The sequence below is a fragment of the Streptomyces sp. NPDC002701 genome (genome assembly GCF_042889045.1).
Classification (GTDB): domain Bacteria; phylum Actinomycetota; class Actinomycetes; order Streptomycetales; family Streptomycetaceae; genus Streptomyces.
In genome coordinates, this window is record NZ_JBIAQL010000001.1 from 222663 (window position 1) to 236555 (window position 13893).

General features: G+C 74.2%; 12 protein-coding genes. 6 read left to right on the plus strand and 6 right to left on the minus strand.

Features of this window, described 5'->3' with window-relative positions; translation table 11 throughout:
• Positions 1 to 18: 18 nt before the first annotated feature.
• Genes ACFYXC_RS00980 through ACFYXC_RS00995 form a run of 4 tightly spaced genes read right to left on the minus strand, consistent with a single transcriptional unit; the run spans position 19 to position 5147 of the window.
• Complete coding sequence (locus ACFYXC_RS00980; RefSeq protein WP_389545328.1) at positions 19 to 1353, minus strand: AAA domain-containing protein; 1335 nt, start codon at positions 1351 to 1353, stop codon at positions 19 to 21.
• Positions 1350 to 2984: a hypothetical protein gene (locus ACFYXC_RS00985; RefSeq protein WP_389545331.1), complete on the minus strand. Its 1635-nt coding sequence runs from the start codon at positions 2982 to 2984 to the stop codon at positions 1350 to 1352. The genes ACFYXC_RS00980 and ACFYXC_RS00985 overlap by 4 nt, the downstream gene beginning before the upstream one ends.
• On the minus strand, positions 2975 to 4240 hold the full coding sequence (locus tag ACFYXC_RS00990; protein ID WP_389546717.1) for a hypothetical protein: 1266 nt from the start codon (positions 4238 to 4240) through the stop codon (positions 2975 to 2977). Before ACFYXC_RS00990 ends, ACFYXC_RS00985 begins: the two co-directional genes overlap by 10 nt.
• Entirely contained in the window at positions 4164 to 5147 is a 984-nt protein-coding gene (locus ACFYXC_RS00995; protein WP_388916504.1) for a phosphatase PAP2 family protein, read from the minus strand. The genes ACFYXC_RS00990 and ACFYXC_RS00995 overlap by 77 nt, the downstream gene beginning before the upstream one ends.
• A gap of 217 nt (positions 5148 to 5364) precedes the next feature.
• Here ACFYXC_RS00995 and ACFYXC_RS01000 point away from each other — a divergent pair, with 217 nt between their 5' ends.
• Positions 5365 to 5961: a histidine phosphatase family protein gene (locus tag ACFYXC_RS01000; protein WP_389545335.1), complete on the plus strand. Its 597-nt coding sequence runs from the start codon at positions 5365 to 5367 to the stop codon at positions 5959 to 5961.
• 76 nt (positions 5962 to 6037) lie between these two features.
• On the opposite strand, the gene ACFYXC_RS01005 is transcribed toward ACFYXC_RS01000, so the two are convergent.
• Positions 6038 to 7585: a hypothetical protein gene (locus ACFYXC_RS01005; RefSeq protein ID WP_389545338.1), complete on the minus strand. Its 1548-nt coding sequence runs from the start codon at positions 7583 to 7585 to the stop codon at positions 6038 to 6040.
• Between the two features lie 231 nt (positions 7586 to 7816).
• Here ACFYXC_RS01005 and ACFYXC_RS01010 point away from each other — a divergent pair, with 231 nt between their 5' ends.
• Complete coding sequence (locus tag ACFYXC_RS01010) at positions 7817 to 8323, plus strand: hypothetical protein (protein WP_389545341.1); 507 nt, start codon at positions 7817 to 7819, stop codon at positions 8321 to 8323.
• 131 nt (positions 8324 to 8454) lie between these two features.
• Positions 8455 to 9330, plus strand: a complete 876-nt coding sequence (locus tag ACFYXC_RS01015; RefSeq protein WP_389545343.1) for a spermidine synthase — start codon at positions 8455 to 8457, stop codon at positions 9328 to 9330.
• 84 nt (positions 9331 to 9414) lie between these two features.
• Here ACFYXC_RS01015 and ACFYXC_RS01020 read toward each other — a convergent pair whose 3' ends face one another.
• The gene (locus ACFYXC_RS01020; protein WP_388916489.1) at positions 9415 to 9969 is read right to left on the minus strand and encodes a hypothetical protein; all 555 of its coding nucleotides are present in this window, start codon (positions 9967 to 9969) and stop codon (positions 9415 to 9417) included.
• A gap of 110 nt (positions 9970 to 10079) precedes the next feature.
• On the opposite strand from ACFYXC_RS01020, the gene ACFYXC_RS01025 reads away from it, so the two are divergent.
• From ACFYXC_RS01025 to ACFYXC_RS01035, 3 genes are all read left to right on the plus strand, one after another.
• A complete protein-coding gene (locus ACFYXC_RS01025) occupies positions 10080 to 10796 on the plus strand; it encodes a response regulator transcription factor (protein WP_388916486.1) in 717 nt (238 codons plus the stop codon).
• Positions 10793 to 12235 carry a sensor histidine kinase gene (locus ACFYXC_RS01030; protein ID WP_389545346.1) on the plus strand — a complete coding sequence of 481 codons (1443 nt, stop codon included), beginning with the start codon at positions 10793 to 10795 and terminating at the stop codon, positions 12233 to 12235. Before ACFYXC_RS01025 ends, ACFYXC_RS01030 begins: the two co-directional genes overlap by 4 nt.
• Before the next feature lie 136 nt (positions 12236 to 12371).
• Positions 12372 to 13850, plus strand: a complete 1479-nt coding sequence (locus ACFYXC_RS01035) for a cellulose binding domain-containing protein (RefSeq protein ID WP_389545349.1) — start codon at positions 12372 to 12374, stop codon at positions 13848 to 13850.
• The last annotated feature ends 43 nt before the right edge of the window (positions 13851 to 13893 follow it).

Below are 13893 nucleotides of genomic sequence, written 5' to 3' on the forward strand. Positions count from 1 at the left end.
GACCGCGCAAGAGGGCCTCTACGGCTCCCACGGCACCCGGTGTTCGGACAGGTGGGACAGCACCGCGTGATTGGCCTCCCAGCCGTCCGGGAACTTGACCGTGACCCCCAGCTGGACCGGTTCCGTGGAGGGGTGGTCGTCGAGGAGGTCGGTGACGCCGGCGCGGCAGACGACGATGCAGGCGTGGCGGTGCCGGGAGGCCAGGACGCACAGGCGGCCCGTCTCCAGATGGAAGGCCGTCGCGTCGGGACGGCCGGACAACGGGTGCAGGACGACGGTCACGTCGAACTCGCGGCCCTGCAGCCGGTTCGCCGTGTCCACGGTCACCTGCGGCACGCCCAGTTCGGCCAGCGCCGCGCGGACGGCCGCCGCCTGGTCGCGGTGGGCCGTGCCGACGGCGATCCGGTCGGCCGTCAGGGGAGCGGGGTCGGGGGACCGCTCCGAGGTCGCCGCGCCGCCCCGGTCCAGCAGACGGCGTACGACCAGGGCGAGGGCCCGGACCGCTTCCGGGTCCGTGCGCGGAGTGTGCCGGGCGGGCAGCTCCAGGAGACCCCAGCCCGACTCCGCCGCCTCGTCGATGACCCGGTCGGGGCCCGAACCGTCCGACGCCACGGCGAAGGTGAGCCGGCGGTCCCCGTGCCCCGTGCCGCTGCGGAACGGCGTGAAGGGGTAGAACGCGTCCGAGACCAGCGGCGCCGCCGACGCCGGGAGCCGCCACGAGACCGGGAGCCGGTGCTGCGGCAGCTCCGGATTGTGGGCGAGGAGCGTCGTCACGGCCGAGGCAGACGGGTCGTACGACAGACCCGCCCACTGCTCCGAGCCCACGATGGCGAACGGGTCGAGCTGGCCCGGGTCGCCCACGAACAGCGCCCGCTCGAAGAGCCCCGCCACCGCGAGCAGCGCGTCCGAGCGCATCTGGTACGCCTCGTCGACGATCGCGTGCCGCCACGGCTCGACCCCCTTGACGTGCGCCCACTTCGCGGCCGTCGAGATGACCACGTCCAGTCCGGCGAGGTCGCCCGCCTTCGCGGACTTGCGGACGTTCGCCAGCCCGTCGAGCGCCTTGTCGTACGGGTCGGAGTCACTGCTGTGCAGACGGCCGACGGGCAGCTCCGGGTTCTTCTCGGCCAGCCGCAGCACCAGGTCGTCCACCTGCGCGTTCGTCTGGGCGATGACCATCAGCGGGCGCCCCGCGTCGGCCAGTTCCAGCGCGGCCCGTACGACGAGCGTGGACTTGCCGGCGCCGGGCGGCGAGTCGACGACGACCCCGCGGTGCGCCCCGTGCAGGGTGTCGCGCAGGATCGCGTCGGTGGCGCGGCCGGCCTCGGCCCCCGGATCGGACACGGTGGTCACAGGACGTCCTCTTCGGTCACGGCGTCGGGCCGCGGGGCGGCGTCGGTCTCTCCGGGCGGCCCGCCGTGCGTCCACGGCGTGTCCTCCGGGTCGGGCAGTTTGGCGCCGCCCCGCTGCTCGTGCTCGAAGAGCGTGAAGCAGAGCAGGTCGCCCTTCTCCGGTACGGAACCGGGCTCCGGCTCCTTGCCGCGGCCCATCTTGTCGAGGACGCGCAGCACGACGAGTACGCCGCCGGACGCCGGCGGAGTGGCCCCGGCCCCGGTCGCGCCGTCGTCCGCGTACCCCACGAACTCCGCCGCCTGCGGTTTTCCGCCGAGCGAGCGGTAGACCTTCGCGCGCTCGCCGAGATGCGGGGTGTCGTCCGTGCGCACGGTCACCAGCGGGCGCGGCCTCGGCCGCTTCCCCTCGCCGTACGCCATCACGACATCGGTGACCTCACCCGCGAACGCCTCGCCCGCGAGCCGCCGTCCCGCCATGACGAGCGGGTCGTCGAGGGCCTCCTGTGCCTCCAGCCGGGCCTGTTCGCGCTCGCGCGTGGCGAGTTTGTTCGCCGCCGTGACCGCGTCGTCCCGGCGCGGCTGCGGTGGCTCGCCGGCCAGGACCCGGTCGCGGTGCCCGGTGAACGACCAGCGGTCGCGGGTCCACCGGTCGGCCGCGTGCGGCCCCTCCGGCAGGGTCCGCAGCAGGTCGAGCCCGTGCCACACCGCGTCCCAGGTGGGGCGGGTGCGGCTCGCCACCAGATCGCGGATGTGCCGTTCGGCCGCGGTGAGGTCACCCAGCCGCTCGTCCGCCTCGACACCGTCCTCGGCGGCGGCGAGCGCCGTACGCGCGCGGTCGTAGCGCTCGATGGCGGGGGCGAGCAGCTTGTTGTCGAAGGCCGGGTCGGTGGCGGGCCCGGCGGGCGGGCAGACGAGCTGCCCCTGGGCGTCCCGCAGCAGCTCGGCGCGGAGCGCCGCCGCCGCGCCGGACTCGCCCTCCGGCGGGTCGATCCAGGCGAGCAGTGCCCCGAGGTGCTGGTCCTCCAGGGTGGACTGGCCGGTGGCCCAGTGCCGCGACAGCATGTCCGTGAGGGCGGCCAGGAGCGACGAACCCGGCACTCGCGCGCGCTCCCCGTAATGCGTGAGCCAGCGGCCGAGCAGGGGCACGCGCGGGGGCGCCGGGTGCGGGGTCTCCGGGTCCTGCTCGGCGGTGCGCCGGAAGCGCATGGAGCGGCCGAGCAGCCGTACGAGGTCGATGCCGGCGCGGCTCGGCACGATCAACTGCGGGGCGTCCGCGCACAGCTCGACCTCCACCTTGACCCGCTTGCCGGTCTCCGGGTCCGTCTCGCTGCGCTCGGCCGCCTCCACGTCCTCGGCGTAGCCGTCGATGTACGGCAGGACGATGTCCGCGAGCTGGGCGAGGAACGCGAACCTCAGGTCGCGGTCCCGGGGCTGGGGCACGACGAGCAGACGGGGCTCGTCGCGGTCGGTGCCGACCAGGGCGCCCAGAGGGGCGCCGGCCTCCCCCGCGGTGGTGAGCGGTACGAGGACCAGGGGGCGGTCGGTGAGGTGGCGGTGGCGGACGGTGGCGAGGGGCTGGGCCCGGCCGGTGTCCACGGCCTCCAGCCGGGCGAGGGTGGTGATCAGGGACATGCTGCCCCCGGTCGCCCGACGGTTCGCTGTGCGGGCTGTGCGGGCTGTGCGGGCTGTGATGTGTCGGGTGCGGCGCCGTCGTGGCTGGTCGCGCAGTTCCCCGCGCCCCTTACGGTGCTCGGGGTGCCCAGTGCCTCCGCGCGGAGTGCCGCCGCTCTGCGCAGGGCCGCGACCGTCGGGTCGGCCGGGTCGCCCGAGGTGCCCCGGGCCGCCGACAGGACGTCGTCCACCGTCGCCAGGGAGCCCAGTTCCGCCCGCAGGGAGCGGCCCAGGGTGGTCACCGCCCGTTCCGCGCGGGAGCGGGCGCGGCAGTGGAAGGCCAGTTCGCAGGCGGAGAGGCACTCGGGGGCGTAGGTCGCCGGGACCGACTCCACCGCGGCCGTCAGCTCGGCGGCGGGGAGGTCGGGGGCGAAGCACGTGCCCTCCGGGAGCGCCTCGGCGATGTCCTCGACGCGGGTGAGCCGGTCCAGCTGGCGGCGGGTCACCGAGCGCTGCTTGCGGACGTCCACGGCCGACGCGGTGGGCAGGTTGGAGAAGTCCTTCGGACAGACCAGCAGCACGGTCTGCCGGACCTCGGGCGCCGGGTCCAGCCGGGCCGCGACCCGCTCCAGCGCCAGGACGTACACCGCGGACTGGCGGGCCGCCGCGCCCACCTTGGCCGCGTCCGCCGAACCGTCCAGCATCGGGAAGGACTTGATCTCGACGACCGTCCAGCTCCCGTCGGGGTGCACGACCACCGCGTCCGGCTCCAGGTAGGCGGGGGAGCCCGCCACGTCCAGCGCGAGCAACGGATGGTCGAGCAGCGTCCAGCCACCCGCCGCACCGGCCTCGCGCAGGGCCAGTGCCGTACGGGCCGTGCGCCCCTCGGGGCCGGCCGCGGTGAGGTCGGGAACGGCACCGGCCGCGGGCGGCTCGGCCCCCGGGTCCAGCTTCTCGTGCACGAGCCGCAGCAGCTCCGCGCCGCCGTCGGCCTTGACCCGCGCCTCGAAGGCGTTGCCCCGCATGAACGCGAACTGCGACTGCCCGAACGCCGACGGCGAGCCGAGCGCGCTCGCCAGCACCGCCTTGTTCACGCCGGCCCCGTCGAGGATCGCGCGCCGCCGGCATCCCGGGTTCGCGGCGAGCGCCGCCAGGGCGCGGGCGTCCAGCGGCTGCGGCGGGACGGCCGCGCCGCGCAGCTCAGCGAGCCGCTGCCGGAGTCTCGTCCCCCGCGTCGGCGGGACTGACTCCCGCGCCGGCTCCCGGCTCGGCGGCACCCGGGGTGGCTGGGACCTTGCGCTGTCGGGGAAGTCGCTCACCCGGCGAAGTCTGGCACCCCGCACTGACAATTGAGGAACCTGTGCCGTGCGGGGCGACCGCGGGGCCCCCGAGGGCCGCCGCATAGGGACGGATCCCGTACCGCGCCCGGACCGTGTCCGCGAGCCGCAGCACCGGCCGCACGAGCAGGAACCCGGCACCCATGACGGCGAAGCCCGCGACCGCGTCGAGGAAGTAGTGGTTGGCGGTGCCCATCACCACGATCGTGGTGACCAGCGGATACAGGACGCCCGCGATCTTGGTGAGCCGGGTGCCGCCGTACATCCAGAGCAGCACACCGCACCACAGGGCCCAGCCGCAGTGCAGGCTCGGCATCGCCGCGTACTGGTTGGTCATGCCGCCCAGTCCGCGGGGCGCGCTCGCCTCGCCGCCCCACCAGCCGTAGTCGCTGTACTGGGCCATGGTGTCGACGAACCCGTGGCCGGCCGACAGCAGCCGCGGCGGGCAGGTCGGCAGCAGGGTGAAACCGATCAGCCCGATGAACGTCGACGTCATCAGCCAGGTCCGGGCGGCCCGGTAACGCACCGCACGGGACCGGAACAGCCAGACGAGGACGACGGGCGTCACCATGTAGTGCAGCGACGCGTACCAGAAGTCCGCCGGGATGCCGAGCCAGGGCTCCCGGGTGAACAGCCGGTTCAGCGGGTGCTCGGCGTTGAGGAAGAAGAACTTCTCCACGCGCAGGATCGCCAGACCGTGGTCGACGGCGTGCGTCACGTCCCCGCGCGCGAGGAGCCGTCCCGCCGAGTACGCCCCGTACACCAGCAGGAGCAGGGGCAGCTCGGTCCACCAGCGGAGGCGGGTACGCGGTGCCGCCTCGGTGCCTGGTGCATCGGTCAGCAGCATCCGATCCCTCCCCCTCCTGCTCCCCCGGCCGCGGTGCCGCGGACCAATGTACGGTCTGTGCGCCGCCTCCGTGGGAGCGCCCCCTGGTGCTCGAAGACGCAGAGATCGCCCGCCGGGTTGCTCCCCGCGCACGTGCGCGATGATGGAGTGATCCATCCCTCGTTCTCCTGCGGTTCACCGACCACACCGTTCGGTCCTCCCGGAAAGGCCCTCCTTCATGGCACCGCGCATCCTGCTGGCCCGGCACGGACAGACGGAATGGTCGCTGTCCGGCAAGCACACCGGCAGGACCGACATCCCGCTCCTGGACGAGGGCAGGCGGGGCGCGAAACTGCTCGGTGACCGCCTGCACCGGGCGCCGCTGGACGGCCTCCCCGGAGTGGAGGTCCGCACCAGTCCGTTGGCACGCGCGCGGGAGACCTGCGAACTCGCCGGCTTCGGCGGCCGTGCGACCCCGTGGGACGCGCTCATGGAGTGGGACTACGGCACGTACGAGGGCATGACCCCCGACGAGATCCGGGCCGACCGCCCCGGCTGGCTCATCTGGCGCGACGGAGTGCCCAGCGGCGAGACCCTCGCCGAGGTCTCCGCGCGCGCGGACGAGGTGGTCGAGTGGGTCCGCTCGGCGGAGCGCGACGTGCTGGTGTTCGCCCACGGGCACATCCTGCGCTCGATCGGCGCCCGCTGGCTCGGCCTGGACATCGACTTCGCGGCCCGCGTCCGCCTGAACCCCACGTCCCTCTCGGTCCTGGGCTGGGCCTACGGAGAGCCCGCGATCGAGTCCTGGAACGACTGCGGCCACCTGATCGCGTGACCTCCGGCCCACCGACCCCACCCCGGCCGGTTCGCGTCGCACGGCTGCCGGATCGCGTCGCCGCCGGTTTCTCTCGCTAGGCGGACCGCGGCAGGGCTTCGTGCCGGTCCAGGAAGTCCGACACCCCCGACGCGCGGCGGTGCGGCCGCAGGACCCTCGCCGTGCCCGCCAGCATCGTCTGCACCCGGCACGACTGGACCTCGTCCAGCAGGTCCAGGACGCGCAGCCCGGCCGCGGCCGCCTCGTCGGGGTGCCCGGCGCGGGCCAGGTCGTCGGCGAGCTCGGCCGTGTAGAGCGCCAGGTTGCGGGTGAAGTGCGGGTCCTGGAGGCGGGTCGCCCGGCGGGCCTGGTGGGCCGCGCGGGGCCAGTCGCCCAGCGTCGACCAGCACTGGGCCTCCAGGCCCGCCAGTTCGGCGTCCCCGTAGAAGCTCATCCACTCCGGGTCGGCGTCACCGGGGCCGCGCCGGTAGAGGGTCTGCGCCCGGGCCAGCGCCTGTTCGCAGCCCGTCCGGTCGGCGAGCCCGGCCCAGCCGCCCGCCTCGCGCAGCGCGAGCAGCGACAGGAGCCGGGCCGAGCCGAGGGGGCGCGCCGCGTACTGCGCCGCCTGGGCCGCCCGTACCGCCTCACGCGGTCGCCCCGCGTCCCGGGCGAGGAAGGACATGTTGCAGAAGGCGTGCGCCTCCAGGGCCGGGTCCGCGGCCACCCGGGCCGTCGCGAGCGCCTCCGCGTAGTGCGAGCGCGCGTCGTCGAACCGCCCCGAGTCGTGCGCCAGCCAGCCCACGGAGATGGCCAGTTCCCCGGCCCCCGTGTGCAGCCGCTCGGTGGTCGACCGCCGGGCCGATCCGGCGTCCAGCAGGGCGTACGCGGCGCGCAGCGGAGCCGCCGCCCTCCGGTACAGGCCGTCGGCGCCGTGCCGGTCGTCCAGCAGCCGGATCTTGCGGACGGCCTCTTCCAGCGCGCCGGCCTCGGCCTCGCCGGCCCGGCGCGCGGAACGCGGCGCGGCCTCGGCCGTGCCGCCGAACAGGAACCCCCAGGGGCCCAGGGAGGCCGCCGCCACGGTGGCGGTGCCCCCGCTCATGAATGCGCGACGTCGCACGTCGCTCTCCTCGTGGTTCCGATCGTCGAACTCGTGCGGGTCGCGCGGGTCGTGAGGGTCAAACGGGTTCTGCGGGTCGTGAGGGTCATGCGGGTTCTGCGGGACGTGCTGGTCCTGGCGGTTTTGCGGGCCGTGTGTCGTCGCCCACGGCTCGTACGCCCCGTCCGTCTCGTGCGAGGCGTACGGCGGGCTCTCGGTGTGTGCGGGCGGCGCCTGCCCGGCGGTGCGCGCCCCCCGCCCGCGCACCGCCGAACGAGGCACGAACCCCAGGTCGGTCAGCGTCCGGCCGGGGAACATGTGCAGGAACACCCGTTCGTACGCGTAGTTGGGGCAGCGGATCTCGCCTGCCTCGACCCGCCCGATGTAGCGCGCGTCGCAGCTGACCCGCTCGTCGATCTCCCGGGCCGCCCGCCGCACCGCCGCGGCGAACTCGCCCGGCGAGCGCCGGCCGCGCAGGCGCCGGAAGACGAGATTCGGCCGCGGCGGCCGAGGTGACGTGGACGACGCGGTCATCGGTGACGACGCCATGGCCGGGCCCTCTCTCGCGAACCGTCGAACCAGGCCGGGGCCGGCGCGAGTTGATCATGTGACCGATCGTGTCGCGGCGGTGTTTCCGGCGGGCACGAACGTACTCCCTGTGCCGAGCCCGTCACGTGGGGTTTGGTGACAAACGGGATATCTCATCCCTGTTCTGCCATGAACTGCCATCCTTCGCGGCCGAGTTTCGCCGTAGCCGTTGACGCGGCCCGGCGTTGAACCATGCGGTGTGCTCGATCGAGGAGGGGTTCCGTGGTGGAGGCCAGGATGGAGACCAGGCAGGGCGTCGATCGCTGTCCTCCGGGCGTGCCGTGTGCCGAGCGGGGTGACGGTTCCGGCCCCGGTTCCGGCCCGGGCCCCGGTTCCGGTTCCGGCTCCGAGGGCTCGTGCGATCTCGTCACCGTGTCCGCCCGGCAGGGTCTTGAGGCCGTCGACATCCTGCGGCGGGGTGCTCCCGCCGAGGCGGTCGGTCCCGTTCTGCACGACGACAACTGCGACACGCTGGGCTTTCTGGTGCCGCCCGGTACGGCTTCCGCGTGGGATGTCCCGGGCAGTACGTGTACGCGGACCGGCGGGCGGGGGGTTCGGCCGGCGCCCGAGCCGCCGGTCGAGGGGTCGGACTGGCTGCTGCCGCCGAGGAGGGCGGAGTCGGCCACGGACCCTGCCGTGTTGCGGGCGGCGCTGGGGGAGGCTGCGCGGCTGATCGCCGCCGCGGACAACTGCCGTTGAGGCTTGGCGGGGTTCGGGGGGCGGGGGGTCCGGGTCGGGTGCGGGTGCGTTGTGGCTTGTCGCGCAGTTCCCCGCGCCCCTTGAGGGGATGGCGCCGGGGCAGTTTGTTCTGTACCGCTGATAATGGGGGGATGGGCAGGGCCAAGAGCAAACGGGCAGGTGAGCGGCGGAGTGGGCCCTCCGCCGTTGTCGAACAGGTCGACGGAGGGGTGGCCGAGTTGGTGCCCGACCGGGAGCGGGCGCGGGGGTGGACCCTGCTCATCGACGGTGCGCCGCAGTCCCATGTCGATCTCGACGACCCCGCGTATCTGGGCTTCGAGTACCAACGCCGTCTCGGGCACGTCATCGACCTCGTCGCCCCGCCCGGCAGGCCCGTGCAGGCCGTGCACCTCGGCGGCGGGGCCCTCACCCTCGCCCGCTACGTGGCCGCGACCCGTCCCCGCTCCACCCAGCAGGTCGTCGAGCGGGACGCGGCGCTCGTCGGACTCGTGCGGCGCGAGCTGCCGTTGGACCCGAACGCCCGGATCAGGGTGCGGTCCGCCGACGCGCGCGAAGGGCTCGCCAAGGTGCCGGACGGCTGGGCGGACCTGGTCATCGCGGACGTGTTCAGCGGGGCGCGCACGCCCGCGCATCTGACGTCGGGCGAGTTCCTCACCGACATCCGCCGGGTCGTCAGGGCCGGCGGCCTGTATGCCGCCAACCTCGCCGACGGCCCGCCCCTCGCGCATCTGCGCGGTCAGATCGCCACGGCCGCCGGTGTCTTCCCCGAACTCGCCCTGGTCGCCGACCCGACGGTCCTGCGCGGCAAGCGTTTCGGCAACGCGGTCCTGGTCGCCTCCGACCAGCCGCTCCCGGTCCCGGAACTGACCCGCCGGGCGGCCTCCGACCCCCACCCGGCCAGAGTCGAACACGGCAGGCAGCTTCTGGCCTTCACCGGCGGAGCGACCCCGGTGACGGACGCGACGGCAGTGCCGTCACCCGCGCCCCCGCCGTCGGCCTTCCGGTAGCGGCACTCGGCGGTCCCGTCCGGGCGGGGGCGACGCGGACCGCCCGTGCCTCAGCACCTTCAGGCCGCGGACGGATCCGCGACCTCAGTAGTTGTTCACTTCGACCCGCGGAGCGGAGTCGTGCCACGTGCAGAACACCGTCACCCGGTCCGCCCCGGCGGAGAACTCCACCCGGATCCACGTCTCCGTCCTCCACACCTGCATCGACCACCCGGAGGCGGGGGTCGCGGACACCAGCGACGCCGACGACGTGCCGAGGTCGAAGACGACCCGGCCCCCCTCGGTGTCATAACCCTTCACCTCACCGAGGGCACTCGCGCCGGGAGCGGGGCCGGCCGGCTTCGACCGCGAGGGTGAGGGTGAGGGCGAGGGCGACGGTGTGGCCGAAGGGGAGCGGCTCGCTCTCGGCGACGGGCTCTTCGACGGCGTGGGCGACGACCCGGCCGGGGACTCGGGCCGGCTCGTGGCGGAGGCCAGCGGCTGCACCGCCCGCGCCGCCCCGTCCGCGTTGATCGGCAGCGCCCGCGGCGGATCGTAGGCCGTGCCCGTCATGACCGTGTGCACACCCCACCACGACAGCGTGACCGCCGCGCCCGTGGCGAGCGACCAAGCCAGTACGTGTACGAGTCCTCTGCGCATCGCGGGCCATCCTGCCCCACGAGTCCCGTCCGTGTCCCGTCCGTCCACAGGCCCGGGAGTTGTCCACAGGCCCAGGACCCGGTTCGCCTGATTGGCGTACGGTGCCGCTCATGGCAAGTGTGCTCGTGGTCGAGGACGACCAGTTCGTACGCTCCGCCCTCATCCGGCACCTGACCGAGGCCGCGCACACGGTGCGCAGTGTCGGCACGGCCCTGGAGGCGCTGCGCGAGGTCGCCCATTTCCGTTTCGACGTCGTGATCCTGGATCTCGGCCTGCCCGACCTGGACGGGGCCGAGGCGCTGAAGATGCTGCGCGGCATCACCGACGTGCCCGTGATCGTGGCGACCGCGCGGGACGACGAGACGGAGATCGTCCGGCTGCTGAACGACGGGGCGGACGACTATCTGACCAAGCCGTTCTCGGTCGAACACCTGTCGGCCCGGATGGCGGCGGTCCTGCGCCGCGCCCGGTCCTCGGCCGCGGAGCCCCCGGCCGCACCGCAGCTCCGGGTGGGCGGCCTCGCCATCGACCCGCTGCGCCGCCAGGCGGAACTGGACGGCGTACGACTGGACCTGACGCGGCGTGAGTTCGACCTGCTGGCCTTCCTCGCCGGGCGGCCCGGTGTCGTGGTGGCCCGCAGGGAACTGCTCGCCGAGGTGTGGCAGCAGTCCTACGGGGACGACCAGACCATCGACGTCCATCTGTCCTGGCTGCGGCGCAAGCTGGGCGAGACGGCGGCCAGGCCGCGCTATCTGCACACCCTGCGCGGGGTCGGCGTGAAGCTCGAACCGCCGGGGCCCGCCGGGGACGCGGGGCCGGCGCGATGAGGTGGGCGCTGGTCAAGGTCTGTGTGGCCGTCACCACGATGGTCGTGGTGGCCTTCGCGGTGCCGCTCGGTCTGGTGATCAGGGAGATGGCGAGGGACCGGGCCTTCTCGAACGCCGAGCGGGAGGCGGCGGCCATCGCCCCGGCGCTGTCGATCACCACCGACCGGGTCCAGTTGGAGCGGGTCGTCGCCTCGGCCGCGTCGGACGCCGGCATGGCGGTGCACATACCCGCGGGCGATCCGGAGAGCGCGCAGGACGGGGCGGGCGCCGGCGCCGAGGAGCAGCAGGCCCTCGACATCGGGCGGCAGCGGGCCGCCGACAAGGACATCGCCACCACCCGCCGGCTGGGCCGCGCCTCCACCACCGAGGTGCCCGGCGGTTCCACGCTGCTGCAGCCCGTCGCGCTGAGCTCGGGCGCCATCGCCGTCGTCGAGGTGTACGTCCCCGAGTCGGAGGTCACCAACGGCTTGGGCACGGCCTGGGCCGTCCTCGCCGGGGTCGGCGCCGCGCTCGTCGTCGGCTCGGTCGCGGTGGCCGACCGGCTCGGCGTACGGATGGTGCAGCCCGCGCAGCGCCTGGTGGAGAGCGCGCACGAACTGGGGGAGGGGAAGCTGGGCGCGCGGGTGCCGGAGGAGGGGCCGACCGAGCTGCGGCTCGCGGCGGTCGCCTTCAACTCCATGGCCGACCAGGTCGTGCAACTGCTGGCGAACGAGCGGGAACTGGCGGCGGACCTGTCGCACCGGCTGCGTACGCCGCTGACCGTGCTGCGGCTGAACGCGGCCTCGCTCGGGGACGGACCCGCCGCCGAGCAGACCCGGGCCGCGGTCGCCCAGCTGGAGCGCGAGGTCGACACGATCATCCGCACGGCCCGGGACGCCAAGCCGCAGACCGCGGCGGTCGGCGCCGGCGTCGGCTGCGACGCGGCCGAGGTCGTCCGGGAGCGCATGGACTTCTGGTCGGCCCTCGCCGAGGACGAGGGACGCAAGGTGCGCGTGGCCGGCGTCGACCGGCCCGTACGGATACCGGTGGCGCGCGCCGATCTCGTCGCCGCGCTCGACGCGCTGCTGGGGAACGTGTTCCGGCACACCGCCGAGGGCACGGCCTTCGCGGTCGACGTGCACAACGGCGAGGACGCCGTGATCGTGCTCGTCTCGGACGCGGGGCCGGGGATAGCCGACCCGGAGGCGGCGATGGCCCGCGGCCGCGGGTCCGGCGCGGACGGTTCGACGGGACTGGGGCTCGACATCGTGCGCAGGCTCGCCGAGTCGACGGGCGGGGACGTGCGGATCGGGCGCTCCGTCCTGGGCGGGACCGAGGTCAGGATCTGGATCCAGCTGGACGGACGCGAACCGGAGCGGCGGGGTCATCGCGGGTCGGTGCGCCGGCGCAGACCCGCCAGATCGCTCCCGACCTTTAACCGTCCCCGATCCCTTCCTTAAGCGCACCCTAAGATCTCCGACCGCCGCCCGGATCAGGAACTTTGCCCGATTCCGGCCCGCTAGCGTGCTGCCGCACCCCCACCCTCGGTCCCGTCCACGGGGCACCGAGGACCCGTACAGCGAAGGCAGGCACGCGATGAGCACGCACCGGCGCATGGCCAGTGGCAGGAACAAGGCGATAGGCGGCGTGGTCGCGGCGGCCGTGGCCGGCGGCGGAGCCCTCGTGTTCACCGGTACGGCACAGGCGGCCGGGGTCGGCGCCGCGTACACCAGGACCAGCGACTGGTCGACGGGCTACACCGCGCAGTACGTCGTGACGAACGACAGCTCCGGTGCGAAGACGGACTGGACGCTGGAGTTCGACCTGCCGTCCGGTGCCGCGCTCAGCTCGCTGTGGAACGCGGAGTCGAAGGTGAGCGGCCGGCACGTCACCGTGACGCCCCCGTCCTGGGACAAGGACGGGCTCGCCGAGGGCGAGGCCGTGACCGTGGGCTTCGTGGTGCGGGGGGCCGGCGATCCGACCGGCTGTCTCGTCGACGGCGCCACGTGCTCGGTGGACGACGGGGCCACCCCGGAGCCCACCGGCCGCCCCACGCAGACCTCCTCGCCGTCGCCGGAACCGACGGAGCCGGCCGCGACCCCGACGGCCACCGCGACCGCGACCCAGAGCCCGGACCCCACCCCGACGCCCTCCGGAACCCCCGGCAGCGGCACGTCCGACAGCGCCGGCTTCGCGCCGTACGTCGACACCTCGCTCTACCCCGCCTTCGACCTGCTCGCCCACTCGGCGGCCACCGGCGTGACGGAGTACAACCTCGCCTTCGTCACGGACGGCGGCGGCTGCACCCCCAAGTGGGGCGGCGTGACGGACCTCGGCAGCGACGCGGTCGCCGCGCAGATCGGCGGAGTGCGGGACAAGGGAGGTGACGTCCGGGTCTCCTTCGGGGGCGCGGCGGGCTCCGAGCTGGCGCTGAACTGCTCCTCCGCGGACGCCCTCGCCGCGGCGTACGGCAAGGTGGTGGACGCGTACGACCTGACGAAGGTCGACTTCGACGTGGAGGGCGGCGCGCTCCCGGACAAGGCGGCGAACACCCGCAGGGCGAAGGCGGTCGCGCGGCTGCAGAGCGAACACCCCGGCCTGGACGTCTCGTTCACCCTGCCCGTGATGCCCGAGGGCCTCACCCAGGACGGGGTGAGCCTGCTCGCCGACGCCAAGGCGAACGGCGTCGGCATCGACACGGTCAACATCATGGCGATGGACTACGGACCGGCGTACAGCGGCGACATGGGCACCTACGCCGAGCAGGCCGCCACCGCGACCCAGGCGCAGATCAAGGGAGTCCTCGGGCTCTCCGACTCCGCCGCGTGGCAGGCCGTCGGCGTCACCCCGATGATCGGCGTCAACGACGTGGCGACGGAGATCTTCACGGTCGAGGACGCCACCCAGCTGGTGGCCTTCGCCGAGTCGAAGGGGCTGGGCGGGCTCTCCCTGTGGTCCGCCACCCGCGACAAGCAGTGCCCCGGCGGCACCAAGCCCTCCGCCGACGCGACCTGCAGCTCGATCCTCCAGGACACCCACGCCTTCTCGAAGGCATTCGCCGCCTACGGCAAGTAGCCCTCGGGCGGCAGCCCCGAACGCCCCCGCAGGAGGTCATGTC

What these genes read in the sequence shown, in the direction of transcription:
- ACFYXC_RS01020 (WP_388916489.1), bottom strand. Translation starts at nt 9,969, where the DNA reads ATGCGCAGAGGACTCGTACACGTACTGGCTTGGTCGCTCGCCACGGGC.
- ACFYXC_RS00995 (WP_388916504.1), bottom strand. Translation starts at nt 5,147, where the DNA reads ATGCTGCTGACCGATGCACCAGGCACCGAGGCGGCACCGCGTACCCGC.
- ACFYXC_RS01010 (WP_389545341.1), top strand. Translation starts at nt 7,817, where the DNA reads ATGCGGTGTGCTCGATCGAGGAGGGGTTCCGTGGTGGAGGCCAGGATG.
- ACFYXC_RS01035 (WP_389545349.1), top strand. Translation starts at nt 12,372, where the DNA reads ATGAGCACGCACCGGCGCATGGCCAGTGGCAGGAACAAGGCGATAGGC.
- ACFYXC_RS01025 (WP_388916486.1), top strand. Translation starts at nt 10,080, where the DNA reads ATGGCAAGTGTGCTCGTGGTCGAGGACGACCAGTTCGTACGCTCCGCC.
- ACFYXC_RS01000 (WP_389545335.1), top strand. Translation starts at nt 5,365, where the DNA reads ATGGCACCGCGCATCCTGCTGGCCCGGCACGGACAGACGGAATGGTCG.
- ACFYXC_RS01030 (WP_389545346.1), top strand. Translation starts at nt 10,793, where the DNA reads ATGAGGTGGGCGCTGGTCAAGGTCTGTGTGGCCGTCACCACGATGGTC.
- ACFYXC_RS01015 (WP_389545343.1), top strand. Translation starts at nt 8,455, where the DNA reads ATGGGCAGGGCCAAGAGCAAACGGGCAGGTGAGCGGCGGAGTGGGCCC.
- ACFYXC_RS01005 (WP_389545338.1), bottom strand. Translation starts at nt 7,585, where the DNA reads ATGGCGTCGTCACCGATGACCGCGTCGTCCACGTCACCTCGGCCGCCG.
- ACFYXC_RS00985 (WP_389545331.1), bottom strand. Translation starts at nt 2,984, where the DNA reads ATGTCCCTGATCACCACCCTCGCCCGGCTGGAGGCCGTGGACACCGGC.